This is a genomic window from Allopontixanthobacter confluentis, from assembly GCF_009827615.1.
Lineage (GTDB): Bacteria > Pseudomonadota > Alphaproteobacteria > Sphingomonadales > Sphingomonadaceae > Allopontixanthobacter > Allopontixanthobacter confluentis.
In genome coordinates, this window is sequence record NZ_WTYU01000002.1 from 39171 (window position 1) to 66167 (window position 26997).

Sequence of the window (26997 nt, forward strand, 5' to 3'; positions counted from 1 at the left end):
AGGACTGTATGGGGATCGAGAAAATCATTATCGTCGGCGGCGGGACTGCTGGCTGGATGGCTGCAGCAGCGCTCTCGCGGCTGAACAAGCCCGGCCGGGCCCTGTCCATCACGCTGGTGGAATCCGAACAGATCGGCACGGTTGGCGTAGGCGAAGCAACCATTCCCCCCTTTGTGGATTTCAACAGCCTGCTTGGGGTCACGGAACAGGAAATGATGGCCGCTGCGCAGGCCACGTTCAAACTGGGCATCCAGTTCGTCAACTGGGGCAACCAGGGTGACAGCTACATCCATCCATTCGGTGCCTATGGTTACACAATGGGCGGCATTTCCTTCATGCAGGTGTGGCACAAGTTTCGCGAGTTGGGCGACAAACGCCCGATCCAGGTTTTCAACGTTGAAACCATGGCTGCGCATTTCGGGAAATTTTCGCGCACGGCGGATTACACCCGCGATGACCTGCCACCTGTCAATTATGCCTATCATTTGGATGCGGGGCGGTACGCTGCTTTCCTTCGCCAACTGGCACATTCGCGCGGCGTGGTACGCCGTGAAGGGCGCGTAAATGATGTGGCGGTGGACGGCGAAAGCGGGTTTGTCACCTCCATCACGCTGGATGATGGGCACACGCTGGAAGGTGACCTGTTTATCGATTGCTCCGGTTTTCGAGGCCTGCTTATCGAACAGGCGCTGGAAACAGGCTATGAGGATTGGTCCCACTGGCTGCCATGTAACAGGGCCGTCGCCTTGCCATGCAACCGCGACGACGGCAGCCCGCCATCCCCCTTTACCCGCGCCACTGCCCATTCGGCAGGCTGGCAATGGCACGTGCCGCTGCAGCATCGCAACGGCAATGGCCATGTCTATTGCAGCGAATATATGGGTGATGACGAAGCGCATGGCATCCTCGTCGGGAACCTTGCCGGCAAACCCACGGCTGATCCTAATTTCCTTCGTTTTACCACGGGCCGCAGAAAGAAATTCTGGAACAGGAATGTGGTCGCGCTCGGGCTGTCGGCAGGGTTCATGGAGCCGCTGGAATCAACCTCGATCCATCTCATCAACACCGGTATCGACAAGCTGATGGCAATGCTGTCGCTGGACGGCATCACCCCTGCCATGGAAAGCACGTTTAACCGGCTGACCGGCAAGGAATATGCCCGCATCCGGGATTTCCTGATCCTCCATTATAATGCCACACAGCGCGACGATTCCGAATTCTGGAATTACTGCCGGAACATGAGCGTGCCCGACACATTGACCGAAAAGATGGAAATTTTCAGGACCAACGGGCTGGTGTTCCGCGAAGAGGATGAATTGTTCACCGAAACCAGCTGGGCAGCAGTGATGATGGGCCAGGGCATTGCGATGCAGGGCCACAATCCCATGGCCGATGTGCTGGACCCGGCTGCAACCCGCAAGGAACTGGACGAAATGGAAAAATCCATCCGCTTCCTGATCAGCCAGATGCCAACGCACGAGCAATATGTAAGCAAATATTGCCCCGCCCCGCCCTTGTGAAACGCTCGACTAAATTATCCATGCCGCGCACATAGGCGCGTAGATGTTGGCTGGCACGAGCGGCGTCGGCCAGCCGGCCAAAAAGAATCATGTCAGCGGCGATCCGAGCCGTCGAAGCAACGCCTCACGGGCGGCCCGTCATGCACCAGCGGACGCAGAATATTGCAGCGCCGTAACCGGCCGCGCAGTTGTCGCGACTGAACCACCAGATTAGCTCATCTTTGCCCTCGTACGTTCGTGGCGGATAAGACGCACGATGCCGCCCGGAGTTCGTGATTGCAGCGAAGGGGGAAATCGTCTGGCGTAAATCTCGAACGATCCTCAGCCTGCGGCAGGCGGCGCACTAATTATCATAATCGAGTGTAGCACCCACAATTGCATCGCGTCTGGATCAACTGGATTGATCCATGAAAATCTGGCGCAGACGTTGGAATTCTATAAAAGCCGTAAATTATTAAATTCTAAATGCTCTTACCTCCCCATCAGAAAATATACCCTACTTTGTGCCCCAGCATTATTGTTAAATTTTTGGGCCATTTAATTCGGCCATGAGATTTCATCTTTCGTCCGCTCGAAGGCTTAAATTAGCTCAAGGATGATCAAACGGCGGCTTTGTTAGACAATGCTGACGCTCGTTTTTACAGCCGGGACGACGATTAGCACCCGTTCGTTCACATGATGAAAAAACAGTGGCTTGCAACCGTTACGACATTCTGGCTGATTTTGCGAAAAATAAAGACACACCGTCTGGAAGCGACCCAATTCCTGATATTCGCTACCACCGCTCACTTTCCTCGCTCACTCAATCGGGACCATAGGTCTGCCGAACGTATCGCAGGTTGATTTTGGCGACTAGGGTGGTGAACAGCCACAACACGCCGCCGCCAATGAAACCGAGGAAAAGCCAAAGCTCAATGGACGAAAAGACCCACTGAAGCCCTGCCAGTTGATCGACTATCCCAACCAACAGGAGTGCTCCAAACGCTGCGGACCAAATAATGGCAAGACCTTTTATGAAACGGCGGTCACGGCGATACGTTCGCTGCAAATCGTGACTTCGGTTTCACAAATAGATCGGATCCTGTTGCATCTGCTGAGCCTAGTTTTTCTGATGGCGGCTAACCACCCAGTTCTTGCCGCTCAACAGCGTTTTCGAATTCACCAAAATCAGCCTGTCCGCTTATAGCGAGTTTCTGATGGAATCAGACTAGCAGCACTCGAAACATGAGCGGTCGTTCGATCCGAGGTTCAGTTCACAAGAACTGGCCGGGCGCGCCCAACAGATTGCGAACACCGTCATGGAAGTGGTCGGCTGGCGGCTGCTTCAGCCTGAATTGCCGCAACACCACTTCGTCTGCAGCAACGCTTAGTCTGAAGTTCCCGCTCTCCAGCAATTCTGCAATCCACTCGAGAAACTGACCGAGAGAATCCGCAAGCACCACTTTTACATCTTCATCACGCCCGAACAGGATTATCTGGCCTACTCGGCCACCGGGCCATGGGTCGAAATCCAGACCGATGTGGCCACCGGACCCATCTGCCGTCAGCGGTATCCAGCCAGGATTTGTGTAGGCTGGATCCACCGCACCCTGAGGCCACGCCCCGCCGCGAATTGCGTAAGGATTGCCGCCGATATCTGCCAACGTCTTTTTCCACTGCCGCCATTCGGTGGCCGCTTGTTGAAGCGGCAGTATTGGAAGCCCGTAGATATGACCCCAGCGGTCGTCGTTTTCGCCATCGTGCCACCTGTATAATTGGCGATATGAGCGCGGCATTTCAAAGCCGACAACTTCCTGGAACGCATTGATTTGCGCATCATCTGCCGGCGGATTGAACACATATTTGTCCGCTGGCAGATTGGCCGCATACCAAGCGTCCAACCGCGCTAGGACTGGCGCGATATCTTCCTCCAGCTTCGGCTTCGCTTCACCTTCTGGGCGCTTAGGAATGCTGTTCATCGTCATAGCTTCATTTCGGTTGATCTGGCGCATTGTGCAGACAAGAGGTAGCAGCCCACCAATGGTGCACACACCAAGCACGGTGCCGCCGATTATCAAGTTGCGCCTAGTTGGGTCCATGATCGTCTACGTAATCTTTATAAGATGAAATTCCTAATGTCAGCTTGCCACCCAATCTCGGCCGCTTATCGCATGATCTTCCCGGCCTGGAAGCGGTCAATCAGAGCTGTTGAGCGACCGCTTCGTGGGCTAGATTTCACCTCGCTCGGCTAAGAGCAAAGCGTTTTCGAAGTCGACGCCCAGATAGCGCGCAGTGCTTTCGATCTTCGTGTGGCCGAGCAGGATATGGATCGCGCGGATGTTCCAGGTCTTGCGGTAGATCATCGCCGCCTTCGTTCGGCGAAACGAATACGTCCCAAATTTCGCTTTGCGATGTGCGAGCGCAGTGACTCATTTGTCTACGAGTGGTGCAGACTGTCGCGTGCTCACATGGCCCGCCTGGTCGGTGCGGCTACAGAACAGATAATTCCCAATTGATCTGCCTCTACGTTCCAGCCACGCGATCAAGGCAAAAGCGGATCGCCCAAATTTGCGGCTGCGTCGGAGGCCGCTTGGTGCCGACGTCTGGTAGCGCTCCAAGCTGCGCGAGTCTGCATAGCGAGGTCAAATCGTGAGTATCCCATGGTTCACCTCCTCGGCGATGATTGGCCGATTAACGCACGCTGGATTGGCAAGATTTTGGGCCGTTAAGGAACGGTCCGCTTTCAGTACAATGTCGAGGTAAAGCAGCCCTACACCCATCGGAGCAGCATGAGTCCTGGAGGGCAAGGGCGCACCCCCGTCTCCATAGCATCGCCTATCAATCAGGCACGGCGGCAAGTCATCCTGTTGAAGGAATGGCTTTCGGCGAACGGGATCTCGACAATTCGGACTATCGTGCCAGTGGTGCTGATCTCACCAACGTCCAGCATCAGTCGCAAGCATTTGGGCCCGGAAGATCATGTCGTGAAGTCTGATAACTTCGGTCAGTGGTGGAACAAGCAGGCCGACGAAAAGGTCGGAGTAGTAGCGGCTTTTGGCATGCTCGGGCGTCACCTCATAAATGGTATGTCAGAAGAGGATTTGCGCACTCTAGGGACAAAGTTTCGCGACGCACACACTCCGCTGGCACGCGAATGGGAGAAGATACTTCGCTTATCGGGTCCTTTGCCCAAATCGGAAGAAGCTTCAGAGCTGCCACAGGTCATTGAGAGCAAGCTCGGAAACGTAACGATCACCCGGCTTGCCGATGGGCGGCTAACTTTGCGCAACGACCCGGGTGACGAGCTGATCGCGGCGGTAAAGGCGAGCTGCAAGGGGCGCGCTCGCTGGAACCCACGTTTTCGCAATTGGGTCTTCGATCAATCGGCTCTTGCGCAGATCGTCAGCAGCCTGGCAAAACTCCTGCCTAATTGAAGGTCGCGAATTGGGCCGATCGCGGACTGTCGGCTTCTGCGTATCGGACCTGCTAACGCAGTCGTGCCCCTGGAGTTAATCTCGCCAGCGCTATCGCCCACTTTATCTGTGGTTTGAGGCATGGTTTCCTGATGGGTCGGCGACGGTCGGCTTTAGAATGTTCAACGTGATCTCATCGAAGCGGTCCAAGAATATGGATGTCGCGGCGTTCATCGTGTCAGCTATCGCCGCATTGACGTTGCGTTCGATGAGGCATTCGCTCGGACGATTTCGATTCCCGATGGCAAACAGGTTCGGCTGCCCCAAGGCGTTATGTACGTCACCTAATCTAATCTCCGACAAAGCACGATTCAAACGCCAGCCGCCGCCATTTCCTCTGCCTGATTGAACAATGCCCGCCTCGCGCAGGCCGGCCATTGTCCGTCGGAATACGGCAGGATTGGTCCCCATGCTTTTAGCGAGCACCTAAGAGGTCAGCGGTTTATCTCCAGTGGCCATGTGAAGGAGCACGTGCAGCACGTCGGAAAGGCGGGTGTCTCTAACGTACCCGGGCTTCACGATCTGCACCGCATGACGGCCCAGCTGCTCGCCGAGGCGGCGCCGGATGTCGCAGATATCCTGGTCGTTGGCGCAGGCGGAGGGATGGAGATCGCCGCGATGGGCGGCACAAGGCCGAACTGGCGTTTCGTAGGTGTCGATCCATCGGCCGAAATGCTCACCCTGGCTTGCCAAACAACGAAGCTCATCAATGAGCGGGTCGAGTTGATCGAGGGGATTGTGGACGACGTTCCCGTAAAAACGTTCGATGGGGCTACCTGCCTTTTCGTACTTCATCATGTCGAAAGCTCTGAGCAGCTGCGAATTCTTCGGTCGATCCGCCGCAGGTTGCGCCCCGGCAGCCGTTTTGTTTTTTCAGAACATGCGGCGATCGGTGTTAATCCCGAAGTTTGGCTCGCGCGATCAGTCTCGTTCAGCCAGGGTGGGGGAATCGAGAGCAGCGAAGCAGCCGCAAGGGCAGCGATGATGCATCACCGCCTTAGCCTCCATACGCCGAACGAAACCGAAGCGATGCTGCGCGACGCAGGTTTTTGCGACCCGGACATTTTCTACGCGGCCTTCAGCCTCCGAGGTTGGGTCGCCACCGCGTAAAGGTTTGCTGGCCGAAAATGGGCCGTTTGCGAATTGTGCGCTTACAGGCGTTTGGAATGGCAAAGCGGCCGCACGGCTGATGGGCAGCTCGTCCGCTTTTGCTCTATCACGCTAATGCAGGGCGCTAGATATCGGGCAACCCTTGCTCCGCAAAACCCCATCCGGCGAGCGATTTCGCAGCACTGCGATCGATCAGCTGCTGGGCATCGCCGATGCCGAAGGCCTTTGCATCTTTCATCGACGTGAGTTCGTTCCAAGCAATCGGCGCGGCAACCGGCGCCCCACTGCGCGCCCGTGCGGAATAGGGTGCGACAGCCGTACTTCCGCGTTGGTTGCGCAGCCAGTCAATGAAGATACTGCCTTTTCGCTTAGTCTTGCTCATCGTCGCCGTGAAGCGTTCCGGCTCGACCAATGAGACCGCTTCGGCGAAGCGGCGGGCGAAATCCTTGTGCGCATCCCATGAGTGATCAGGTGTCAGCGGCACGATCACGTGCACGCCCTTACCGCCCGAGAGCATGGCGAAACTCGTCAGGCCAAGGTCGGCTAGCCGGTCGCGGATGGTCCTCGCAGCGCTTTTCACGCTGTCAAAATCGACGCTCTCGTCAGGGTCTAGGTCGAAGATCATACGGTCTGGCTTGTCGACCGAATCGCTGCGCGACGCCCACGGGTGGAACTCGATCGTTCCCATCTGCACGCATTGCAGAATGCCGCGCGCGTCTTTAACGGAGATATAATCTGCCGTCCCGCCGCCCTTCTCCTGGATGGGAATGTGATGCACCGCATCGCCGAACGCGCCAGTGTCATGCTTTTGGAAAAAGCATTTGCGAGCGCGGCCCTGGGGACACCGAACCAGGCTGATCGGACGGTGTCCTGCGAAAGGCAGCATGATGTCTGCGACCGCTGCGTAGTAATCGGCAAGATCACCCTTGGTTTGGCGGCTGTCCGGAAAGATCAACCGCTCACGGCTAGAGATTTCGACTCCCCCCTCTGCAGCGGGCGTTGGGGCAGCCTTCTCGGGTTTCACCGCCTTGGCAGCCTTGTCGCGGCGCAGGCCGAGATAGCTGCCGTGGCGAATGTTACCATCTGCGGTAAATTCGGCAAAGGCGACTTCGGCAACCAGCTTAGGCGTTATCCAGGTGACGCCGCGCGCGCTGGCCTTGTCGACTTTGACAGGTGGAGTTTTCCGCTCGAGACGTGCGAACTTGGGACCGAGCTCGTCAAAATCATCGCCGGCAAAACCGGTCCCGACATTGCCTTTGTAGACCAGCTCACCGCCTTCGTGCTGGGCCATGAGGAGTGATGAAAAGGGCCGTGCCCTGGCCGATGACTCTTTCCAGCCGACGATCACGAATTCCTGCCGCCGTGTGCACTTCACTTTCACCCAGGCCTTGCTGCGGGCATGGCGATAGGGCGCGTCCATCTTCTTGGAGATGATACCTTCCTGCCCCAATCCGCAAATCGCCTTATAGAGTTTCTCGCCCGCACCGATGACGTAGTCGGCGAGAAAGACCGGGGGTTCAGTGGTCGACAGCAGCGCCTCGAGCCTTTCCTTGCGTTCGATGTTGGGAAGCGCCGTCAGGTCTTCCCCGGCAAGTTCGAGCAGATCGAAGGCATGGAACTGCAAAGCATCGTCCTTCCCCTGCGAGCCATGGCCGCGCTTAAGCACGCCCTGCAGCGTCGAGAAATCAGGATTGCCTTTGGCATCTGTCGCGACAATTTCGCCGTCGATCAGGCAATCGGGCAGGTCGAGCGCGGCGAGTGCAGCGACAAGTGGCGCGACTTTGTCGGTCCAGTCCTTCCCATTACGGGTATAAATCCGAACTTGTTCGCCTTTTGCCGCGATCATCGCGCGATAGCCGTCGAACTTGATCTCATGCATCCAGCTATTTCCGGTCGGCACATCGTCAACCAGAGTGGCGAGTTGTGGCTTGCGGAATTTCGGCAGCGGCGCAGAGCTGTGATTGTCTCGTTTCTCTTTGCCGGCATTGCGCGAGGACGTCTTCCCGATATGGGCGAGAAAGGCATCGCCCTTCATGCCAGCAGGCAAATATTCGCCCCCTTTGTCCGAAGAAATTTCCGCCATCGAGCGCCCGGTCAATACGCTGGTCAGCGCGCGCTCGACTAGCGCTTCGCCTTCCTTGGCGTGGCCGTCCTGCAGCTTCCGCAGCAGCCAGTTCTCCCGTTTCTCTCCCGGCTTTTTCTTCAGCCGTATCAAAAGCCACTCGCCTTTCATTCGCTCACCATGAAGCGTAAAGTGCAAGTGTCCCTTCTCTAAATCCTTGGCCGACTTACCCGTGATCGGCGACCAGATGCCGCGGTCCCATATCATGACCGTCCCGCCACCATACTCATCCTTTGGGATGGTGCCTTCGAACTCGGCATAGGACATTGGGTGATCTTCGGTCAGAACCGCCAGCCGCTTGACTTCGGGATCCAGGGAGGGCCCCTTGGTTACTGCCCAGCTCTTCAGCACCCCGTCGACTTCGAGACGCAGGTCCCAGTGTAGCCGGGTGGCGTCGTGCTTCTGGACGACGAAGATGTTGCCGGCCTCGCTGCTGCGGGCTTCGCCAGAAGGTTCATTAGTGCGCTTGAAATCACGCTTGGCCTTGTAGGTGGCGAGCGGGTCGGCGCTCTTGCTCATTGCTCATCCAGTTCATCGGCCGCTTCACTGTCGAGGTTTCGGTTTCGACCCTTGGGCTCGACCAGCCGCAGTAACGTGAGCATTACAATGCTGATAAACGCAGCAATGGCGACCAGTGGCCATTGTGCCGCCCCACAAGCGATGCCAATTACCGCAGCGAGCCACAGGTGCGCGGCAGTAGTCAGGTTGTGCACCTGACCTCTGTTGAACACTATCAGACCAGCGCCAATGATGCCGATGAATGATCCTGCTGCCTCGTAGACACGCAACGGATCCATCCGCTGTCCGCCGAGATCGGTATAGAGCGCAAGGATCGATACGGTCATCGCGGCGGCGGAGAAGCAGATTAGACCGTGGGTCCTCATGCCCGCGGCATGACCGCGCAATTCGCGGTCAAGGCCGAGAAGCAGACCGAGCACCGCTGCTATACCGAGCCGCGAGAGCAAATCCCAGTCGAACCAGTGGACGAGGACAGGGTCGTTGAGTTCCATCGGATCAGGCACTTTTTTTGCGTTTGGCGGCCGGCTTTGCGGGAGGCTTCTTCTCACCGACAGATTTCTTCAGCGCCGCCATCAGGTCGATCACGTTTGAGCCGTTCGCAGCGCCAGGCTTGTCCAAATCCTCAATGATCGCCTTCTTGCTCTTCGACTTGGCCTTCTTGTCGATCAGCTTGCGCAGCGCGTCGACATATCGGTCCTCGAACTCGCTCGCATCAAAAGGCGCGGTCCTTTGCTCGATCAGGGTAGTCGCTAAGTCGAGGAGGTCTTTCTTCGGCTTCGTATCGTCGATGTCGGCGAAGAACGACTGGCCTTTTCGCACTTCGTCAGCATAGCGCAGCGTTTCCAACAGCATTCCCTTTCCACATGGCTTGATTGCGACCAGTTTCTCACTGCCGCGCATCGAAAGCTGTCCTAGTGCGACTTTCTTTGCCTTGCGCAGCGCCTCGCGCAACACGATGAACGCTTCCTCGGCCAGTTCGTCCTGTGGTGCGACGTAATAAGGCTTGTCGTAATATAAGGGGTCGATTTCGCAGGTGTCTACGAACTGGACGAGCTCGAGTGTGCGCTTGCTCTCGATCTTGACCGCTTCGATTTCCTCGTCCTCGAGCAGCACGTAATTGCCTTTGGAAACTTCGTAGCCACGGATGATCTCATCGCGGTCGACCGGTCCGATACCGGGAACGACCTTCTCGTAAGCGATGCGCTTTCCGCTCGGCTCGTGGATTTGATTGAAGCTGATCTTCGCGCCGGATTTTGTCGCGGTATAAATCTCAACCGGAATCGATACAAGGGCGAGCCTGATCTGCCCCTGCCAATATGCGCGCGCTGCCATGCCTTCACCTTCTTCGGACTGTGTCAGTTGAGTCAGCGATTGAGAGGCGAAATAGTTTCGCGTGCGTAGAATTGGGCCAAAAGTGGACTGTCCTGCCACCACTAGATTTCAGTGATTACTCTTGGCGTAGACAGCCTTGAGCGATCCCGTCGCTTTTCCGCCAGAAGGCTTCGGTTGGCAGCCGATCTTCGCAAATGACGAGATCGCCTTCTATCGAATGAACGGCTTTGTGTGGGGAACCTGGCTGGCTTCCGCTCTGAGCGAGGACATGCAGCGCGCGAATTCCAGCAGCAGTGCTGCGTTTGCACTCGCACACAATGTAACTGCCAAAAAAAGGTTCAGCCTCTCATTGACCGGTTGGTGGCTGCCTGAGGGACTGAACTTCGCGATGGCAACGCGCGCACACACGGCGGATTTCGTGGCTACGTTTCGGACCCGGACGGCAACAGCGGGGAAATTGCGTGGAACCCAGCATGGTCGATTGACGAGCATGGCTATGCTTCATTGGGTGTCCGAAAGCAGTGGCAAAAATGTGGGTGCCGGGTGCCGCTTTCGCCCACCATCAGACAATCACCCAATCTTCTCCGGCAGGCAGAACAGAGCCATAAATTTCTCGGCGATGAGATAATCGCCCTCGACGCGCACGCCCATCTCCTTAGGCGTCTTTCCGACGTAGAACATCGCTGCCAGCGGCGGGCCAGACGGCGCCACGAAGGTAGCGTCGCAATCTTTGGGCTCTTTGCGCCTCACGGGCATAGCGCCGTCAATAATATCGGCGACGAAAGCGACCTCGGGAAAGTCAAAGCCGATGCGCGCGCTCCAGCCTTTCGCGGCTTCCCTGTTCAACATGGTGCGTAGCGAGAGCATGAAGCTGGTCGGCGAGAGCGGCAGCGTGGGATCATGCTGCGACGACATTGCCGCCCAGCGGCCGAGCTCCTGGATGAGCGGCTCGGCGGCATAGCCCCAGTGGGTTAGTTCATAGACCTGCGCGTTTAAGGGCGGCGGCAGCGTCCGCTTTGCCAGCACGCCTGCCCATTCCAGCTTCTCCAGTCGCTCGGTCAGCACCTTGGCCGAAATCCCGGGCAGGTTGGCTCGCAGCGTCGAAAATCGCAGCGGACCGAACATTAATTCCCGTATGATCAGAAGCGACCACCGCTCCCCCACCAGTTCCATGCCGAAGGCGGTCCCGCAGGCATCATTATACCACTTGCCGTGCACGGCGGGACCCTCTTGGGTTTCTTTTTGTAACTCCATAGTTGCTTTTAGTAACTAAATACCTCATCAATTTCAAGTACTGATTCGCGGCACATAAAGAGGAGCCCGCAGTGACAAAGATGATTTTCGTGAACCTTCCCGTCACCGACGTGGCGAAGTCGACCGCTTTCTACGAGGCGCTGGGGTTCGAGAAGAACGACCAGATGTCCAACGAGCAGGCATCCGGCATGGTGTGGTCCGATGCAATCAACGTCATGCTGCTCGATCATGCGTTCTATTCCACCTTCACGAACAAGACGATCATCGACGCGAAGACCACCAGCGGCGTGCTCAACTGTCTGTCCTTCGACGACAAGGGTGCGGTGGATGCGATCCATGTCGCCGCAAAGGCGGCCGGTGGCAGCGAACCCCGCCCGATCGAGGACCAGGGTTTCATGTACGGCGGCGCCTTTGAAGACCCGGACGGTCACACTTGGGAAACGGTCTGGATGGATATGCAGGCATTTGCCGCCGATGCCGTTCAAAAGGCCACCAGCTAACATATCAAACCAGAGGAGAGCAGCCATGTACGTCAACGGTTTCATCGTTCCAGTCCCCGCCGACAAGAAGGACGTTTATCGCGAAGTGGCGGAGAAATACTGGCCGATCGCGCGCGACTATGGCTGCACCGGTCATGTCGAGGCGTGGGAGGTGGACGTAAAGGACGGCAAGCACACCGATTTCCGGCGCGCGGTGGACATCCAGGAAGGCGAGAAGGTAGTCTTCAGCTGGATGCTCTGGCCCGACAAGTCCACCGCCGACGCTGCGCACGAGAAAATCATGCAGGACGAGCGGATGAAGACCGGGTTTGGTGCTGAGGACGGCAGCGACATGCCCTTCGACGGCAGGCGCATGGTTATCGGCGGGTTCGAAACCATCCTCGACGAAAAGGCCTGAACAACGTCGGAGGATCGCGGAGCCTTCGTCTGGTACGAACTGATGGCCGACGACATCGCCACCGCGCGCGATGCCTGATGCGCAGCGCAGGCGATCGACAACTCATGATTGCGGAGATGCAGAATGGCTGAGATCGCGAAGCTCACCAATGTGCTGTGGTACAATGGTGACGCGGAAGAAGCGGCGAAGTTCTATGCCGAGACGTTCCCTGATAGCAGCGTGGGCACGATTTTCCGCGCTCCGTCCGACTATCCCAGCGGCAAGGCAGGCGATGCGCTGACAGTGGAGTTCACCGTGCTCGGACGCGCCTTTTCCGGCCTTAACGGCGGCGACATGTTCACGCCCAATGAAAGCGTCAGCTTCATGGTCGTTACCGAGGATCAGGAAGAAACCGACCGCTACTGGAACGCCATCATAAACAATGGCGGAAGCCCGAGCGAATGCGGCTGGTGCAAAGACAAGTGGGGTTTCTCCTGGCAAATCACGCCTCGCACGCTGCTCGAATCGCAGCAGGCGGGCGGCGAGGAGGCGAGGCGCGCCTTCGCGGCGATGATGGCCATGCAGAAGATCGATGTCGCGATGATCGAAGCCGCACGAAAGGGGGGGTGAGGCAATGGCAAGAAAGATCACGGGTGCCGCGTTCCTGTCGCTCGACGGGGTCATGCAGGCCCCCGGCGGCCCGACCGAGGACACGCAGGCGGGGTTCAACGAAGGCGGTTGGATGTTCAAGATCTGGGATCCGGGCATCGAGGAAACCCTAGCCGACCTTTTCTCAGGCAATTATGATCTCCTCCTCGGCAGGCGGACCTACGACATCTTCGCCGCCTACTGGCCCTATGCTGAGGAGCCGGAGAACAGGCCAATGCGCGATGCCTTCGACGCGGCGAACAAATATGTGCTGACCCGGAACGAGCAGCAACTCGAATGGCAGAACAGCCACCGGTTGACGGGCGTGCAGGATGTCGCGCGGATCAAGGCCGAGGCTGGCTCCGACATCATCATTCAGGGATCGAGCACAATCTATCCCGCTCTGCTCAAGGCCGGGCTCATCGACGTGCTTATCATCATGACCTTCCCCGTGCTGCTGGGCAGCGGCAAGCGCCTGTTCGGCGAAGAAACGCCCGTCGACAAGCTTGAGATGACGCAGCACACGGTTACCGATCAGGGCGCGGTGGTGGCGCATTACAAGCCGGGTGGCATGCTGCCACCCTACCCACCCGAAGGCCCGATCGCCGCGCAGAGCGAACGCGAAGCGGTGCGCCAGCAGCGCATGCAGGAGGGCAGCTGGTGACGGGTCTTGCGCTCTACGGACACGCGTTTTCTTCCTACACCTGGAAAGCGCTGATCCCGCTCTACGCCAACGGGACCGACTTCGAATTTCGCGACGTCGATCCCGGGCATGCAGACGGGCCCGCCAACTCCGAATTCGTGCAGTCTGTGCATCCTGCGGGCAAGTTTCCGGTGCTGATCGACGGCGACGCGGTGATCGTAGAGGCCACCGCCATCGTCGAGCATCTCCAAGTGCACCATTGTGACACCGCCCCTCTCATCCCGAACAATTCCGCCACTGCCGCACAGGTTCGCATGCTCGATCGGGTGTTCGACAATTACGTTATGGGCAGCGCGCAACGTGTTGTGAATGCCTTTATCGCCGACCCCGACAATCCCGATCCAGCCGAGGTCCAAGCGGGCAAGGTCGGCCTGCTGCGGGCGTATCGCTGGATCGAACAGCGGTTCGACGATCTGCCCTTGCGACCGCATGTCAGCCTAGTAACCTGTGCCGCGGCACCTGCCCTGTTCTACGGCGACTGGGTGGAGCGCATCCCCGGCGACTGCCCCGAGGTGGCCGACTACCGGGCCGAACTGCTGGCCCTTCCTGCGGTATCAAGATGTGTCGAGGGTGCGCGCGCCTATCGCCACTATTTTCCGCTCGGCGCGCCCGACCGGGATTGAACAAAACCCCTGACCGGCAGACAGAAGACTGCCAACGATCTCACCGAAATGCGCAAGGGCCGGGACGGCGACAGCGACGAATATCCTGAAAACTAGCTTAGCCTGCTGGTCGAGGAAATCGACGCCCACCGCAAGGCGAAACTATTTTTCTCCGCAATCTGCCCCCACCCGAGCGAACTGACGAACGACCACTTTTGAGGCTGGGGCAGCGGATACTTGAACGACTGACATGAGGGCGCGAAGCCGACGCCAGATTATCCCCCCCTCTAATGTCTGTTATCGCTCTTAGCCTACGAAACGCGGACTGTCGCAGAACGACCCACTTGCGGACATTCGGCAACGTTTTGCACTTTACCGAAAGCAGACTGTCAGCATCTCGCAGGCTTCTTGAAAAATCCGACCGGCAGCCGGCGATCCCATTTCCGATACCTTCGGACCTATTCGGCTGCTTGCCACTGAACCGCGTTCCCGATAATCGCGGGTAATGACAAAGAGGGCGGAGCCGAAAGTATCAATCGTCGGCGAGCGCGCACTCTACTTCTGGGCGGGCTGCGCTGCGATCAGCGTAGGAGTGCTCCTGCATTTGCCAATGTTGGGGATGGCGCACGAGATGGGCAACCGCCTTGCCGGAATGCCAATGGACGTGAGTATGCATGTGGGCATGGCGCTGATTGCCGTCGGCGCCCCCCTGGCATGCTACGGTGCCTTGCCGAAGAAGCATGCCCCTCATGGCGATTACGCCGGGACGACTTTCGAAGCCCCCGATTCGACCCCGCTGAACCGATGGCACGCGGCTACCCTGCTGGTGCTCACGCTTGGCCTGATTATCGATGTAATGAAGCCCGCCACGCTCGGTTTCGTGCTGCCAGGAATGGCGATGGAATATGGCATCGACCGATCGCAGGTAGCGCTGCTGCCCCTGGTTGCCCTGACCGGGACGACTATCGGTTCGTTTTTATGGGGTTGGCTGGCGGACATTTACGGTCGCCGGGTATCCATCCTGCTTTCTACGATCCTGTTTGTTTCCACCGCCATTTGCGGCGCGATGCCGGAATTCGAGTGGAACCTCGTGATGTGCTTCCTGATGGGCATTTCTGCGGGCGGTATGTTGCCGGTGATTTATACCCTGCTTGCCGAAGTGATGCCGCCGCGGCACCGCAGTTGGGTGCTTGTTCTGATAGGCGGAACAGGACTGGTCGGCGGCTATCTCGCTGCAAGTGGCGCAGCCTATGTGCTGGAGCCGATCTATGGCTGGCGCGCACTGTGGTTGCAAGGCTTCCCCAGCGGCCTTTTGCTCTTGGCGCTGGCGCGGTTCATACCGGAAACGCCGCTTTTTCTGGCCAAGCGTGGCAGGGCTGCGGAACTGGCGGAAATGCAGCGCAAGTTCGGCCTGCAACCCAGGTCCCGTCCTGTTCAAACGCCCGCCGATGCCCCGTCGCCCGCGGGCCATCGCCAGTTGACTGCCGCGCTTTCCGTGACCGCACTTTGCTGGAGTTTTGTGAACTTCGGCCTGCTGCTGTGGCTTCCATCGGACCTGCAAGCGCGCGGTTACAGCGCGGAAATTGCCAGCGGCATTCTCGCCAAATCTTCTCTACTCGCCCTCCCCACCATCCTGCTCGCAGCCTTCTTTTATGCCCGGATCAGCAGCAAATGGACGCTGGTCGGAACCGTAAGCCTGACCCTTATTGGCTTGCTGGGTGCCTTGCTACCCGCCGAATTGTTAAGCTGGGAACCGATGCTGGTTGCAGTCATCGCAATTCTCATTGTGGGTACGAACGGCACGATTGCAGTGCTGCTGCCCTATACGGCAGAAAATTACCCTCTCGGCACACGCGGCAGGGCGACTGGGTTGGTGGCGGGAAGCAGCAAATTCGGTGGTGTCGCCGTGCAGGTCGCCGCTCTGTCTGGTTTCGCACCCACTTTGGTCGGAGCGGCGCTCGCGCTGCTTTTACCTACAGCGGCTTCCGCAGGAATGATCGCATGGGCTGGACGCGAGACACAGGGCCGCAGCCTACGTGAGCTAGAAGCCGAGTAAATGCTGAAGATGGGCGTCCGCCGGTAGACAACTTCTATATCGTGGCTGCTTCCCACCCGGTTTCGGACATTCAGCCGTTTCTTGCGCCACACTGAAGGCAGGGCCGCCTGATGCTGCCCGGGCTTCCCATAGCGTCCTGGTTCATTTGTCGCTTTTACCGATATTGCCGTAAGCTTGCCCAATGCACTGCTCCCACACTTACTTCCACATCGAAACGCGGCTGCGCAGGAACAACAAGGGTTAGCGAGTGCCGAATTAACGGCTAATTCCCTCTACTTTAAAAAAGATTTTGAATGACTGAGGATTGCCTGAAACAGCAACTGGCGGAGACGGTGGGATTCGAACCCACGAAAGAGTTACCCCTTTACACACTTTCCAGGCGTGCGCCTTCGACCACTCGGCCACGTCTCCGCATGCCTGACAGGCTGTGCCCCGGCAAGACGCGCGCCCTAGCTTGGCAGCGGGCAATGCGCAAGCCGATGTATCACCTTTTGTTACAGGCCCTTCCCTGATGCGTTGCGCGGTGGCACAGGTTGTTCATGAAAAACATCGTCATCACCGCCCTCGCCCTGTGTCTATCGGCCCCTGCGTTTGCGCAGGAACAGGCAGTAAAGGACGCGCCCGCCCCGTCAGAAATTGTCGAAGCGGCAAAACCAGCCGAGTGGACTGCCATTGCACCGCAGGACTTGCTGGTGATGACGCTGGCGGCTGATGCTGAAGGCACTGCCCGGCAAGTGATTATCCAATTGCTGCCCGCACCATTCAGCCAGCGGTGGGTCAGCAATATCCGCACTCTGGCAAGCGATCATTGGTGGGACAACACCAGCATCAACCGGGTGCAGGACAATTATGTGGTCCAATGGGGCGACCCCACGGAAGAAAAGCCCTTGCCCGAAGGCATTCTGGCCACATCGAAGGATGGCTATGAGACCGGCGCTGACAGCGAAGGGTTCAAGGCCATCCGCGCCCGGCTGCTGGACACTGCCAGAGAGCGCGCCGCGATAGAAACAGCCAATACAGCATCACGGGCCAAGGCCGCATCAGCGAAACGCGCCAATCCCGGCAAGAACACAATCGTCATTACGCGCCCGATTCCGCCACTGGTCACCGTGCGCAAGGACCCATACGCCGGCGCAGCCACCTTTGAAAACGGGTGGCCAATCGCGCTGGACAAGGACGCTGCCTGGCCGGTGCATTGCTATGGCATGGTCGGCGTTGGCCGGGGCTATGCACCCGATGCGGGCAGCGGGGCTGAACTTTACGTCGTGATCGGCCATGCACCGCGCCATCTTGACCGCAATATTGCACTGGTGGGCCGGGTCATCGAGGGGATCGAGCATATGTCCAGCCTGCCGCGCGGAAAAGGCGGGCTGGGTTTTTATGAAGACCCGTCAAAGCGCGTGCCGATCGTGTCCATCCGGCTGGCTAGCGAATTGGCACCTGTGGACAGGCCGGCTTTCGAATATCTGTCCACCCAGAGCGTCAGCTTCGCCGATTATGCCGATGCGCGGTCCAACCGGCGCGATCCGTTTTTCATTGTGCCTGCTGGCGGGGCTGATATCTGCAACATTCCCGTGCCCGTAAGGCGGATGAGCGCGGACTGAATTGCGCGACAGCAAGCAACATAACCAGCGTTTGGCGTGGGTTACCATGGCGGGACTGGCCCTGGCCGCATTTCTCGGTTTTGGCGGGCTGGACCCTCAGCGGCTGGATTTGTGGCACAGGCTGACCGGGCCGCAACTTGATGGCAGCTGGAAGTTTCAGACGATTGATGGAACATCAGTAGCGCAGCGAAATTTCACCGTCGAAATCCGCTGGGGCAACATCACGAGCGGCCGTGATGATTGTAACAGCTGGTGGCGCAGCAGCGGCGAAGGTGCCAGCATCGTCACCACGCTTGCAGCTTGCGAGGATAGCGCATTGCGCAGCGTCTATAACAAACTGGCACGCGGCCCGTTCACAAGGGCAAGCGCCATGTCACTTTCTGGTCCGGACAGGCTGATCATCACCAATGGCGCGCACAGCGGCACATTATCGCGAAGCGAAACTTAAAGCCGCTGCATCAACTCTATGCGGTTGCCGAACGGGTCGTGAATATCGCACCGTTCATATCCTGCCAGAGGCTTGCCTGCCGCAATGGCGACACCGCGCCTTTCCAGCCGGGCAACCATCTGGCCAAGATCATCCACCAGCAGCGCGGGATGGGCTTTTCTGGCTGGAGAAAACGGGTCCTCCACGCCCAGATGAATGTGCGCGGCGCCGCCTGTAAACCAGCACCCGCCCCGCACGGCCAGATCGGCAGGCTTGGAAACCTCGACCAGACCTAGCACATCGACATAAAATGCGCGTGCCTGCTGTTCGCTGCCTGCAGGCATGGCCAGTTGCACATGGTCAATGCCGATGACCGACCCATCCGTCATATCCGGTCCGCTTGCGCCACGGCATCGCTGGCCCTGAGCGCGCTGGTAATGCGCGTGAGATGCGCCAGATCCTGCACTTCCAGATCAACTTCATAGGTCGAAAAGGGATGGTCCTGCTGGACCTGTTGCAGCATTTTCACATTGGCGACATTCTGGGCAAAAATGCCGGCCATTTCCGCCAGCGTGCCGGGCCGGTCATACAAGGTGATCCGCAGCCTGCCGAGCGCACCTACCGACCGGTTACCCCACGACAGGTCCAGCCAGTCCGCGTCAATGCCGCTGGCCAGGCTGAAGCAGGAAATGGCGTGCACTTCCACGCCCTCGCCCGCTTTACGCAGGCCCACAATCCGGTCGCCCGGAACAGGGCGGCAGCATTCCGCCAGCTGAAAACCGACACCCGGCGTCAGTCCGCGGATGGAAATTACGCGTTCCTGCCCTGACCAGTCCGTCCGGTCGGGCAATTCTGCAGTGCTTCCCGGCACCAGCGCTTCCATCACCTCGCGGTCTTCCAGCTTGGCAGAGCCGATGGCATACATCAGCGCTTCTTCATCTTCGAGACCGAGGCGTTTTACGGCTTCGCGGATGGCTTTCTTGCCGATTTTGGCAGGCAAAAGGGCGGCAATTTCATCAAACAGCTTGCTGCCGATCAGCGCAACTTCGGCCCGTTCCTTCAAACGGACAGACCGCCGGATCGCTGCCCGCGCCTTGCCAGTGACGACAAAGCCCAGCCATGACAGCTGCGGTTCTGCCTTCTTGCCCTTGATGATTTCCACCACATCGCCATTCCCCAGCGGGGTGCGCAGCGGCATATGCCGCCCGTTGATTTTGGCACCCAGCGTCTGAGCGCCAAGATCGGTATGTACGGCAAAAGCGAAATCGACCGGCGTTGACCCCTTGGGCAATTGATGCAGCGCGCCCTTGGGGGTGAAGGCGAAAATCCGGTCCTGGTAAATGGCTAGCCGCGTATGTTCGAGCAATTCTTCCGCGTCATGGCTGGCATCGACAATTTCAATGAGATCCCGCAGCCAGCCCACCGCGCCATCGGGCCTGTCGCCCTGCTTGTATGCCCAGTGGGCAGCAAGGCCGAATTCATTGGTCCGGTGCATTTCGCGCGTGCGGATCTGCACTTCGACGCGCATCGAATTTTCATAGATCAGCGATGTGTGCAGTGAGCGATAACCGTTGTTCTTGGGCGTGGAGATATAATCCTTGAACCGCCCGGGAATGAATTGCCACGTCTGGTGCAGCACCCCCATCGCGCGGTAACAATCCGCCTCGTTTTCCGCGATGACGCGGAATGCCATGATGTCGGTCACCTGTTCAAAGCTGACATGGCGTTCAGCCATTTTGCGCCAAATGGAATAGGGGTGCTTTTCACGGCCCCACACTTCCACTTTCAGGCCCGCTTCTGCCAGCGCCTGTTTGATCGCCAGGGCAATCGAATCCACCTGCCCGCCATCCTGCCGGCGGATCTGTTCCAGCCTGCCGGTAATGGTCTGGTAGCCTTCCGGCTCCACTTGCTCGAATGCCAGCAACTGCATTTCGCGCATATATTCATACATGCCCACACGTTCTGCCAGCGGGGCGTAAATATCCATTGTCTCGCGCGCGATGCGGCGGCGCTTGTCGGGTGATTTGATGAAATGCAGGGTGCGCATATTATGCAGCCGGTCCGCCAGCTTGACCAGCAGCACGCGGATGTCCTCGCTCATCGCCAGCAGGAACTTGCGCAGGTTTTCAGCCGCGCGTTCATCTTCGGGCATGGCTTCGATCTTGCTCAGCTTGGTCACACCATCGACCAGCCGCGCCACTTCCGGGCCGAAATTGGCCCTGATGTCATCAATCGTCGCCAGCGTATCTTCCACCGTATCATGCAGCAATGCAGTGATGATGGTTTCCTGATCCAGCTTCAGATCAGTCATCAGCCCGGCCACTTCGACCGGATGGCTGAAATAGGGATCGCCCGAAGCGCGCTTTTGGGTGCCGTGCTTCTGCACGGTATAGACATAGGCGCGGTTCAGCAGAGCCTCATCGGCATCAGGAGCATAGGCCTTGACCCGCTCTACAAGTTCATACTGGCGAAGCATATGGCCCTAAATGTGCGGATTGTTGCGCGCAGGGCAAGCACAAAGCGCATTGTTGTTGCAGGTTTTGCAACAAAATTACTATCTGGTGGGCATTCCGCTGCGTATCGGAATGGTCGGAAGCGCCCCATTCAGGCGGCGACAGCGCCGTGGCGCCGCGCTGCCTGAATGGGGTAATCCGATTTTCAGTTCTGGAGCGCGGATTATTTTTCGGTCAGAACCAGCCTGTCCACCGTGCCTTGCGTCACCGAATGATAGCCGCTTCGCGTATCGGCATAAATCCGCTTCGCAATGGGCCCGCCCCATTCGCCCTCTTTCATCAAGGTTTCGAACAGGGGCGCGACAAATTTGCGGCGGCCCACCGTGGCGAGGAATTTTTCCGCCACCGGCACAGCCGGTGCATACCGGTTGCCCAGAGCCAGTTCGAGCCAGGCAAACAGGATTTCATTATTGCCCGATTGCGACAGTCCCAGATCAGCATCGAGCGCCGCCAGCTTCTGCTGTGAAAGGTCGCGCGGCAATTTGGCCAGCAGACGCATCCGTTCCGCCGTGGTCCACCCAGCCCAGGCTGCCTTGGACACGCGACCAGTGGCACCATAGGCCGCAGCTGCGCTGTCCACTGCGGCAAAGGCGGATGCCTGCGGGCGCGCCACATTGGCAGGAAGGCCGGGTTCGTAAACCCACGCATCCAGCATCAGTTTGCGTTCAAGATCGGCGTCCCCCTTCACCAGATTGGCGCGGATATCGGCCAGGAACATGGCCGATGTGGCAGGCTGGAACGCGTGCCGGTCAAACCAGCTGCGCAGATAGGCGTCGAATTTCTCGCGCCCGACAATGGTTTCTACAGTGCGCATGAACACTGCGCCCTTGTCATAGATGATGCCGCCAGCTCCGCCATCAGGCGTGGCTTGCGCCGGGGCGAGATGCAGCGCGGTAATGGGGGCATCACTGCCTTCTTCTGCCAGCGCTTCTTCGGCAGATGCAAAGCTGAGGGCAGCTTCCTGCTCGGCACGCCGCGTGCCGTACAGCTTTTCGACGATGCGGTTCTCGAAATAGCTGGTCACACCTTCGTTGAGCCAGCTGTCAGACCAGTTGGCATTGGTTACCAGATTGCCCGACCAGCTATGCGCCAGTTCATGAGCGACAAGGCCGGTCAGGCTGCGGTCACCGGCAATGAATGTGGGGGTCAGGAACGTCATGACCGGGTTTTCCATGCCGCCATAAGGGAAGCTGGGAGGCAGAACGATCATGTCATAGCGGCCCCAGCGATAGGGGCCGTAAAGCGCCTCTGCTGCGTCCACCATCTTTTCGGTATCGGCCAGTTCGGCAGCCGCCCGGTCCAGCATGACAGGTTCGGTCCATACGCCGGTGCGCGGGCCCAGTTCGCGAAAGGCAATGTCCCCTGCGGCAATGGCAATGAGGTACGGCGCGACCGGCTTGTCCATTGTAAAGCGGAAGGCACGGCGGCCTGCGCCAGCGGCAACCGGCGGCGATGCGGTGAGGCCGGACATTACCACCGTCAGCGGCTGCGGCGCGGTAATGCGCGCATCCCATGTCTGGCGGATGCCGGGGCTGTCCTGCGTAGGGATCCAGCTGCGGTTGAGCGTGGGCTGGCCCTGGCTGAGCAGATAGGGATGTTTGCCGCCGGCCGTCTGTTCAGGCACCAGCCACTGCAACGCTTCTGCATTGCGGGCAACATAGGTGATCACGATGGTGCGGGCATCACCCATGGTTACCGTAACCGGCGCGCCCTTGCCCGCCTGCTGCGCGCCCACCGTATAAGGCAGCGCCGTGCCCGAACGATCCTTGACCGAGAGGATTTCCAGCCCGTTACTGTCGAGCACCACCGTGTCGGCACCCGTCTTTGCCAGAATGTCGAGCGCGGCTGTGCCGCTGACCTGCCGCGCGTCAAAATCAAGCGCCAGATCCAGCGCCACATGGGTAACGCGGGCAATTTCAGGCCGGGCATAACTATAGGGGTCTGCCGCATCGGCGCTGGCCAGAACCGGCGAAACCATTGGGGTGGCCTTGGACGAAAGGGGTGCAGTTTGCAGCGTGGCTGCGGGCACCGCACAGGCGCTCAGCAAAAGCAGGGACAACGGGGCCAGATTACGCATCAAATTCTCCGGTAATTAAATGGGCTTCATGCCTGCCACACTGCATCTTTCGGGCAGCTGAAGCCAGTTCAGCCATGGGGATGCCGCACCCAGCCACTGTGCGCAAGTGCTTGCAGTGCCTCACGATTGCCATATGCGGGGTGGGTCAGGCGGTCAGCTCCACACCGCTTCTGGCGGCAGGCTCATCAGGATCGCGTCGATATTGCCGCCGGTCTTGAGACCGAACAAGGTGCCCCTGTCATACACCAGGTTGAATTCGGCATAGCGCCCACGCCACTGCAATTGCTGCAATTTGTCTGCATCGGTAAATTCACTGTCCATGCGCCGGCGCACCAGTTTGGGATAAATGCCCAGAAAGGTCTGGCCCACATCCTTGGTAAAGGTGAAATTGCGTTCCCATGATGCATCATCTGTGCATTCCAGATGATCATAGAAAATCCCGCCCACACCCCGGTGGCACTGGCGGTGGGGGATATAGAAATAGTCGTCAGCCCATTTCTTGAAGCGGTCGTAATAGGTGGGATTATGGCCCGCGCAGGCGGCGCGGAAGGCAGCGTGAAAATCCGCCGTATCCTCTTCGTAGGGAATGGGCGGGTTCAGATCGGCGCCCCCGCCAAACCAGCTTTTGCCCGTGGTCAGGAACCGGGTGTTCATATGCACGGCTGGCACATGGGGGTTGGCCATATGTGCCACCAGGCTGATGCCCGTGGCGCAAAAACCGGGGTTATCCGCGCTGGCGCCGTTTACAGAAGCAGCAAAATCCGGCGCAAAATTGCCCCTTACGGTCGAAACATTCACGCCGACCTTTTCAAACACCTTGCCTTTCATCACCGCGCGCACGCCGCCGCCGGGGTCTTCATTGCCGTCCTCCTCGCGCTGCCACGGCGTATATTCAAAGCAGGCATCGCTGCCAGCTTCCCGCTCGATCTGTTCAAATTCCCGACAGATATCGGTGCGCAGGGTTTCGAACCATTCCTTTGCGCGGACGGTATGCTGAATATCAGGATGGGGGGCTTGGGTCATGGTCCTCAAATCTTTTCAGGTCGGGCGCGGCGCTGGCCGCTTTGCTGGTGCAGACCCAATGCAATTTTACACAAGGACGCACTTTGACGCAGGTCAACTCTGCCTGCTGCCTTGCCAATTTGAAACCCCTGCGGCAAGTGGGGCGCATGGTTCCCCTTTCGTTCGCCAATGAAGAATTTTTCCTGACAGAGGGCCGCGCTGTGTTCTGGCCGCGTGAAAATGCGCTGCTGGTGGCTGACCTGCATCTGGAAAAGGCCAGCTTTTATGCGACCCATGGCCAGATGCTGCCGCCTTATGACAGCCGTGAAACGCTGGAACGGGTCGCATTGGCGATTCGCGAAACAGGCGCACGGCGGGTGTTCACCCTGGGCGATAATTTTCATGATAATGCCGGCACCGGCAGGCTGGAGCCCCATGCCGCGGGCATGCTGGCCGCATTGACCAGGGCGACTGACTGGGTGTGGATTACCGGCAATCACGATCATGCGATGGAAGCGCAGGCCGGCGGAACGCTGGCGCATGAACTGGAAGTGGCCGGTATGGTCCTGCGCCATCAGGCCAAGGCCGGCGAAACCCGCCCCGAATTTTCCGGCCACTATCATCCGCGCCTGCACATCACTGTCCGGCAGCGCCGAATCCGGCGGCCTTGCGCGGTTGTCAGCCGGGATGCTTCGGGTTCCGGCCGCATGATCCTGCCCGCTTTCGGCGCGCTGACGGGCGGAATGGACGCGGCAGATCCGGCAATATTGAAAGCGATGCAGCCTGCCAGCACCATTCATGCCATGCTGCCGGCAGGCGGCAAACTGGTGCAGTTTTCCTTGTGGACCAGCCCCCACCCGGCCGGGGCGGCAGAGGGCGCTGCCAGCGGGGCGTAACCCCAATTCAACAGCGGCAGGAAATCGTGCCAAATTCCGCAGAACCCCTAGCGCTTGGGCCGATTACGCATTAAGTAGCAGCCTCGTTAGAAACAAATTCAGGAGACTGCCCCATAGCCCGTCCACCCCGGCGCTCGATGAGCCCGCCCGTAAAGAGCGGCCCGCGCTACGATAACATGATCCAGTCGGACAAGGTCCGCGTCATTGACGAAACCGGCGAAAACGTCGGCGTGATGTACACGAATGAAGCCATTGAGGCAGCAGCGATGCTGGGCCTTAACCTGGTTGAAGTTTCGCCCAACGCCGATCCGCCAGTGTGCAAATATCTCGATGTCGGCAAGCATCGCTTCGAAGCGCAGAAAAAGGCCAACGCCGCGCGCAAGACGCAGAAGACGCAGGACATTAAAGAGGTCAAGATGCGGCCCAACATCGACACGCATGATTATGACGTGAAGATGCGCAATGTGACCAAGTTCATCGACAATGGCGACAAGGTGAAAATCACCCTGCGTTTCCGTGGACGCGAAATGGCGCATCAGGAACTGGGCATGAATCTGCTCCGCCGGGTGCAGGACGACACGGCAGAAATCGCCAAGATCGAAGCGTTCCCGCGCCTCGAAGGCCGGCAGATGCTGATGGTGCTGTCGCCTAAGTAATCCGGAGTAATCCGGTTGAAAAATTCAGGTTTGAAAAGGGCGTGCCGCAAGGCGCGCCTTTTTTGCATTAACCAACGACATCCCTCTCCCCGCCCCCCTTCTGTCGCCCCATGCGTTGGCCTGCCCTGCTGGAAGGCGGTGGAGCAATCCGGCTTTCTTGTTGGCCCCGTGCCTCGCGGTTGCTAGGCACGGGGCACGGGTTGGGGAGAACACGGGTGACTGCACGCCGCATCGGCTTTATTTTCGGCATCTTGGCGTTTGCCATCACCCTCATTGTGCCGCCCCCTGAAGGCATGCCGCAGGCCGCGTGGCTGGTGGCCGGTCTGGTGGTGTGGATGGCCGCATGGTGGATGACCGAAGCCATCCCCCTCACCGCTACAGCGCTGTTGCCTTTCCTCGTGCTGCCATTTGCTGGCGTATTGTCCGCCAATGAGACTGCCAGTGCCTATTATTCGCCCATCCTGTTCCTAATATTGGGCGGCGCGTTCATTGCGCTGGCGATAGAGCGGACCGGCCTGCACCGGCGGCTGGCCGTATGGATTTTGAACACCATCGGTACCGGCGGCGGGCAAGCGCGGCTGCTGCTGGCTTTCATGGTGGCAGCAGCCATATTGTCGATGGTCATTTCCAACACGTCGACCACGCTGATCATGATGCCCATGGCCATTGCCGTGCTGGCCGGCGGCGGGCTTGCCGATGACGACACCACGGGGCTGGCGGGCGCATTGCCTATGGGCATTGCCTTTGCCGCGTCGATTGGCGGGCTTGGCACCATCGTCGGATCGCCCACCAATGCCATTGCTGTCGGCCTGCTGGACAGCACCATCGGCGTGAAAATCAGCTTTGCCCAATGGAGCCTGTATGGCCTGCCAATCGTGATCGTGGGCGTTCCGGTGGCCGCCTATATCATCAGCCGCGTGCAGAATGTGCGCGCGCATCCGTTCGATTTGTCAGCGGCGCGCGATGCCATTGCAACAGACCGCCAATGGACCACGCCGGAACGCCGGCTGGTGCCGGTGATTGCGATCACGTTTCTGCTGTGGATGACCCAGCCGCTGACCGAACCGCTGCTGCCTGAAGGATCACTGACAGACGGCACCATTGCCGTGGCCGCCGGCCTGATGCTGTTCATCCTGCCCGATGGCACCGGCAGAACCCTGCTGGTGTGGAAAGAAGCGGACCGCGCGCCATGGGGCGTCATCATGATGTTTGGCGGCGGCCTGGCACTGGCCGCGGGCATGGGCGCATCAGGCCTTGCCACCTGGCTTGGCGATGCGCTGCTGCCGCTCAGTGCGGTACCGCTGCTGCTGGTTGCCCTCGCACTGGTGGGCATGGTCATACTGATTACCGAATTTGCCAGCAATGTTGCCACGGCCAGCGCCATCATTCCGGTGGTGGCCAGCCTGGTGGCGGTGCTGGGGGCAGACCCTATCCTGCTGGCCATGCCTGCTGCGCTGGCGGCCAGTTGGGGCTTCATGCTGCCGGCAGGTACCGGCCCCAATGCCATTGCCTGGGCCACTGGCAGAATTGCCCTTCCCCGCATGGTGGGCGCAGGCCTTGTTCTGGACGTGATCGGGGTGTTTCTGATTGTCGCAATCGTGTGGATAGTCGCCCTTCTGGCTGGTTGA

Annotated in this window: 27 protein-coding genes and 1 tRNA gene; 16 read left to right on the forward strand and 12 right to left on the reverse strand. The window is 58.9% G+C overall.

The features are described 5' to 3' along the window. Positions 1-8: 8 nt before the first annotated feature. On the forward strand, positions 9-1520 hold the full coding sequence (locus tag GRI44_RS08475; RefSeq protein ID WP_160602286.1) for a tryptophan halogenase family protein: 1512 nt from the start codon (positions 9-11) through the stop codon (positions 1518-1520). Positions 1521-2466: 946 nt separating this feature from the next. Further along, entirely contained in the window at positions 2467-2706 is a 240-nt protein-coding gene (locus tag GRI44_RS08480) for a hypothetical protein (protein WP_160601403.1), read from the forward strand. 67 nt (positions 2707-2773) lie between these two features. Here GRI44_RS08480 and GRI44_RS08485 read toward each other — a convergent pair whose 3' ends face one another. Then, positions 2774-3478 (reverse strand): SMI1/KNR4 family protein, encoded by a 705-nt coding sequence (locus tag GRI44_RS08485; protein WP_160601404.1) that lies wholly within the window; start codon positions 3476-3478, stop codon positions 2774-2776. A 249-nt stretch (positions 3479-3727) separates the two neighbouring features. Beyond that, a complete protein-coding gene (locus GRI44_RS13965) occupies positions 3728-3862 on the reverse strand; it encodes a site-specific integrase (RefSeq protein ID WP_232843081.1) in 135 nt (44 codons plus the stop codon). 504 nt (positions 3863-4366) lie between these two features. Between GRI44_RS13965 and GRI44_RS08495 the strand changes: the two genes are divergently transcribed. Further along, positions 4367-4933 (forward strand): hypothetical protein, encoded by a 567-nt coding sequence (locus GRI44_RS08495; protein ID WP_160601405.1) that lies wholly within the window; start codon positions 4367-4369, stop codon positions 4931-4933. A gap of 102 nt (positions 4934-5035) precedes the next feature. Here the strand turns inward: GRI44_RS08495 and GRI44_RS08500 are convergent, their stop codons facing one another. Continuing rightward, positions 5036-5350, reverse strand: coding sequence for an Rrf2 family transcriptional regulator (locus GRI44_RS08500; protein WP_232843082.1), 315 nt, complete (start codon positions 5348-5350; stop codon positions 5036-5038). Here GRI44_RS08500 and GRI44_RS08505 point away from each other — a divergent pair. Beyond that, positions 5318-6082 carry a class I SAM-dependent methyltransferase gene (locus GRI44_RS08505; protein ID WP_232843083.1) on the forward strand — a complete coding sequence of 255 codons (765 nt, stop codon included), beginning with the start codon at positions 5318-5320 and terminating at the stop codon, positions 6080-6082. The two genes, GRI44_RS08500 and GRI44_RS08505, sit on opposite strands and share 33 nt — an antisense overlap. Before the next feature lie 124 nt (positions 6083-6206). Here the strand turns inward: GRI44_RS08505 and ligD are convergent, their stop codons facing one another. From ligD to ku, 3 genes are read right to left on the reverse strand one after another with little or no spacing between them, the layout of a single operon-like run. Further along, positions 6207-8723, reverse strand: coding sequence for a DNA ligase D (gene ligD, locus GRI44_RS08510; protein ID WP_160601407.1), 2517 nt, complete (start codon positions 8721-8723; stop codon positions 6207-6209). Then, complete coding sequence (locus GRI44_RS08515) at positions 8720-9214, reverse strand: MgtC/SapB family protein (protein ID WP_160601408.1); 495 nt, start codon at positions 9212-9214, stop codon at positions 8720-8722. Before GRI44_RS08515 ends, ligD begins: the two co-directional genes overlap by 4 nt. 4 nt (positions 9215-9218) lie before the next feature. Next, the gene (gene ku, locus GRI44_RS08520) at positions 9219-10055 is read right to left on the reverse strand and encodes a non-homologous end joining protein Ku (RefSeq protein ID WP_160601409.1); all 837 of its coding nucleotides are present in this window, start codon (positions 10053-10055) and stop codon (positions 9219-9221) included. A 136-nt stretch (positions 10056-10191) separates the two neighbouring features. On the opposite strand from ku, the gene GRI44_RS08525 reads away from it, so the two are divergent. Continuing rightward, complete coding sequence (locus GRI44_RS08525) at positions 10192-10683, forward strand: VOC family protein (protein WP_202386284.1); 492 nt, start codon at positions 10192-10194, stop codon at positions 10681-10683. Here GRI44_RS08525 and GRI44_RS08530 read toward each other — a convergent pair. Continuing rightward, the gene (locus GRI44_RS08530; RefSeq protein WP_232843084.1) at positions 10626-11309 is read right to left on the reverse strand and encodes a winged helix-turn-helix transcriptional regulator; all 684 of its coding nucleotides are present in this window, start codon (positions 11307-11309) and stop codon (positions 10626-10628) included. The two genes, GRI44_RS08525 and GRI44_RS08530, sit on opposite strands and share 58 nt — an antisense overlap. An 80-nt stretch (positions 11310-11389) precedes the next feature. Here GRI44_RS08530 and GRI44_RS08535 point away from each other — a divergent pair, with 80 nt between their 5' ends. From GRI44_RS08535 to GRI44_RS08560, 6 genes are all read left to right on the forward strand, one after another. Next, positions 11390-11809 (forward strand): VOC family protein, encoded by a 420-nt coding sequence (locus tag GRI44_RS08535; protein WP_202386346.1) that lies wholly within the window; start codon positions 11390-11392, stop codon positions 11807-11809. A 25-nt stretch (positions 11810-11834) separates the two neighbouring features. Beyond that, positions 11835-12206: a DUF1428 domain-containing protein gene (locus GRI44_RS08540; RefSeq protein WP_160601411.1), complete on the forward strand. Its 372-nt coding sequence runs from the start codon at positions 11835-11837 to the stop codon at positions 12204-12206. Positions 12207-12329: 123 nt separating this feature from the next. Continuing rightward, entirely contained in the window at positions 12330-12815 is a 486-nt protein-coding gene (locus GRI44_RS08545; protein WP_160601412.1) for a VOC family protein, read from the forward strand. A gap of 4 nt (positions 12816-12819) precedes the next feature. Then, positions 12820-13497: a dihydrofolate reductase family protein gene (locus tag GRI44_RS08550; RefSeq protein WP_160601413.1), complete on the forward strand. Its 678-nt coding sequence runs from the start codon at positions 12820-12822 to the stop codon at positions 13495-13497. Further along, a complete protein-coding gene (locus GRI44_RS08555; protein WP_160601414.1) occupies positions 13494-14159 on the forward strand; it encodes a glutathione S-transferase family protein in 666 nt (221 codons plus the stop codon). Before GRI44_RS08550 ends, GRI44_RS08555 begins: the two co-directional genes overlap by 4 nt. Before the next feature lie 484 nt (positions 14160-14643). Beyond that, positions 14644-16194: an MFS transporter gene (locus tag GRI44_RS08560; protein WP_232843085.1), complete on the forward strand. Its 1551-nt coding sequence runs from the start codon at positions 14644-14646 to the stop codon at positions 16192-16194. Positions 16195-16515: 321 nt separating this feature from the next. Here the strand turns inward: GRI44_RS08560 and GRI44_RS08565 are convergent. Then, a tRNA-Ser gene (locus GRI44_RS08565) sits at positions 16516-16605 on the reverse strand. Positions 16606-16733: 128 nt separating this feature from the next. Here GRI44_RS08565 and GRI44_RS08570 point away from each other — a divergent pair. Together GRI44_RS08570 and GRI44_RS08575 are read left to right on the forward strand one after the other, a co-directional pair. Continuing rightward, a complete protein-coding gene (locus GRI44_RS08570; protein WP_160601415.1) occupies positions 16734-17798 on the forward strand; it encodes a peptidylprolyl isomerase in 1065 nt (354 codons plus the stop codon). Between the two features lie 46 nt (positions 17799-17844). Beyond that, positions 17845-18246: an META domain-containing protein gene (locus GRI44_RS08575; protein ID WP_160601416.1), complete on the forward strand. Its 402-nt coding sequence runs from the start codon at positions 17845-17847 to the stop codon at positions 18244-18246. Here GRI44_RS08575 and GRI44_RS08580 read toward each other — a convergent pair. From GRI44_RS08580 to hemF, 4 genes are all read right to left on the reverse strand, one after another. After that, on the reverse strand, positions 18243-18614 hold the full coding sequence (locus GRI44_RS08580; RefSeq protein WP_160601417.1) for a VOC family protein: 372 nt from the start codon (positions 18612-18614) through the stop codon (positions 18243-18245). The genes GRI44_RS08575 and GRI44_RS08580 overlap by 4 nt on opposite strands. Further along, positions 18611-20701 (reverse strand): RelA/SpoT family protein, encoded by a 2091-nt coding sequence (locus tag GRI44_RS08585; RefSeq protein WP_160601418.1) that lies wholly within the window; start codon positions 20699-20701, stop codon positions 18611-18613. Before GRI44_RS08585 ends, GRI44_RS08580 begins: the two co-directional genes overlap by 4 nt. Positions 20702-20901: 200 nt before the next feature. Beyond that, a complete protein-coding gene (locus tag GRI44_RS08590; protein ID WP_160601419.1) occupies positions 20902-22815 on the reverse strand; it encodes a M1 family metallopeptidase in 1914 nt (637 codons plus the stop codon). 153 nt (positions 22816-22968) lie between these two features. Further along, complete coding sequence (gene hemF / locus GRI44_RS08595) at positions 22969-23838, reverse strand: oxygen-dependent coproporphyrinogen oxidase (RefSeq protein ID WP_160601420.1); 870 nt, start codon at positions 23836-23838, stop codon at positions 22969-22971. Positions 23839-23984: 146 nt separating this feature from the next. On the opposite strand from hemF, the gene pdeM reads away from it, so the two are divergent. The 3 genes from pdeM to GRI44_RS08610 all read left to right on the forward strand — a co-directional run bounded on the left by pdeM (position 23985) and on the right by GRI44_RS08610 (position 26997). Beyond that, positions 23985-24713: a ligase-associated DNA damage response endonuclease PdeM gene (pdeM, locus tag GRI44_RS08600; protein ID WP_160601421.1), complete on the forward strand. Its 729-nt coding sequence runs from the start codon at positions 23985-23987 to the stop codon at positions 24711-24713. Positions 24714-24850: 137 nt separating this feature from the next. Beyond that, positions 24851-25369, forward strand: a complete 519-nt coding sequence (gene infC, locus GRI44_RS08605; protein WP_160601422.1) for a translation initiation factor IF-3 — start codon at positions 24851-24853, stop codon at positions 25367-25369. A gap of 215 nt (positions 25370-25584) precedes the next feature. Next, entirely contained in the window at positions 25585-26997 is a 1413-nt protein-coding gene (locus tag GRI44_RS08610) for an SLC13 family permease (protein ID WP_332872392.1), read from the forward strand.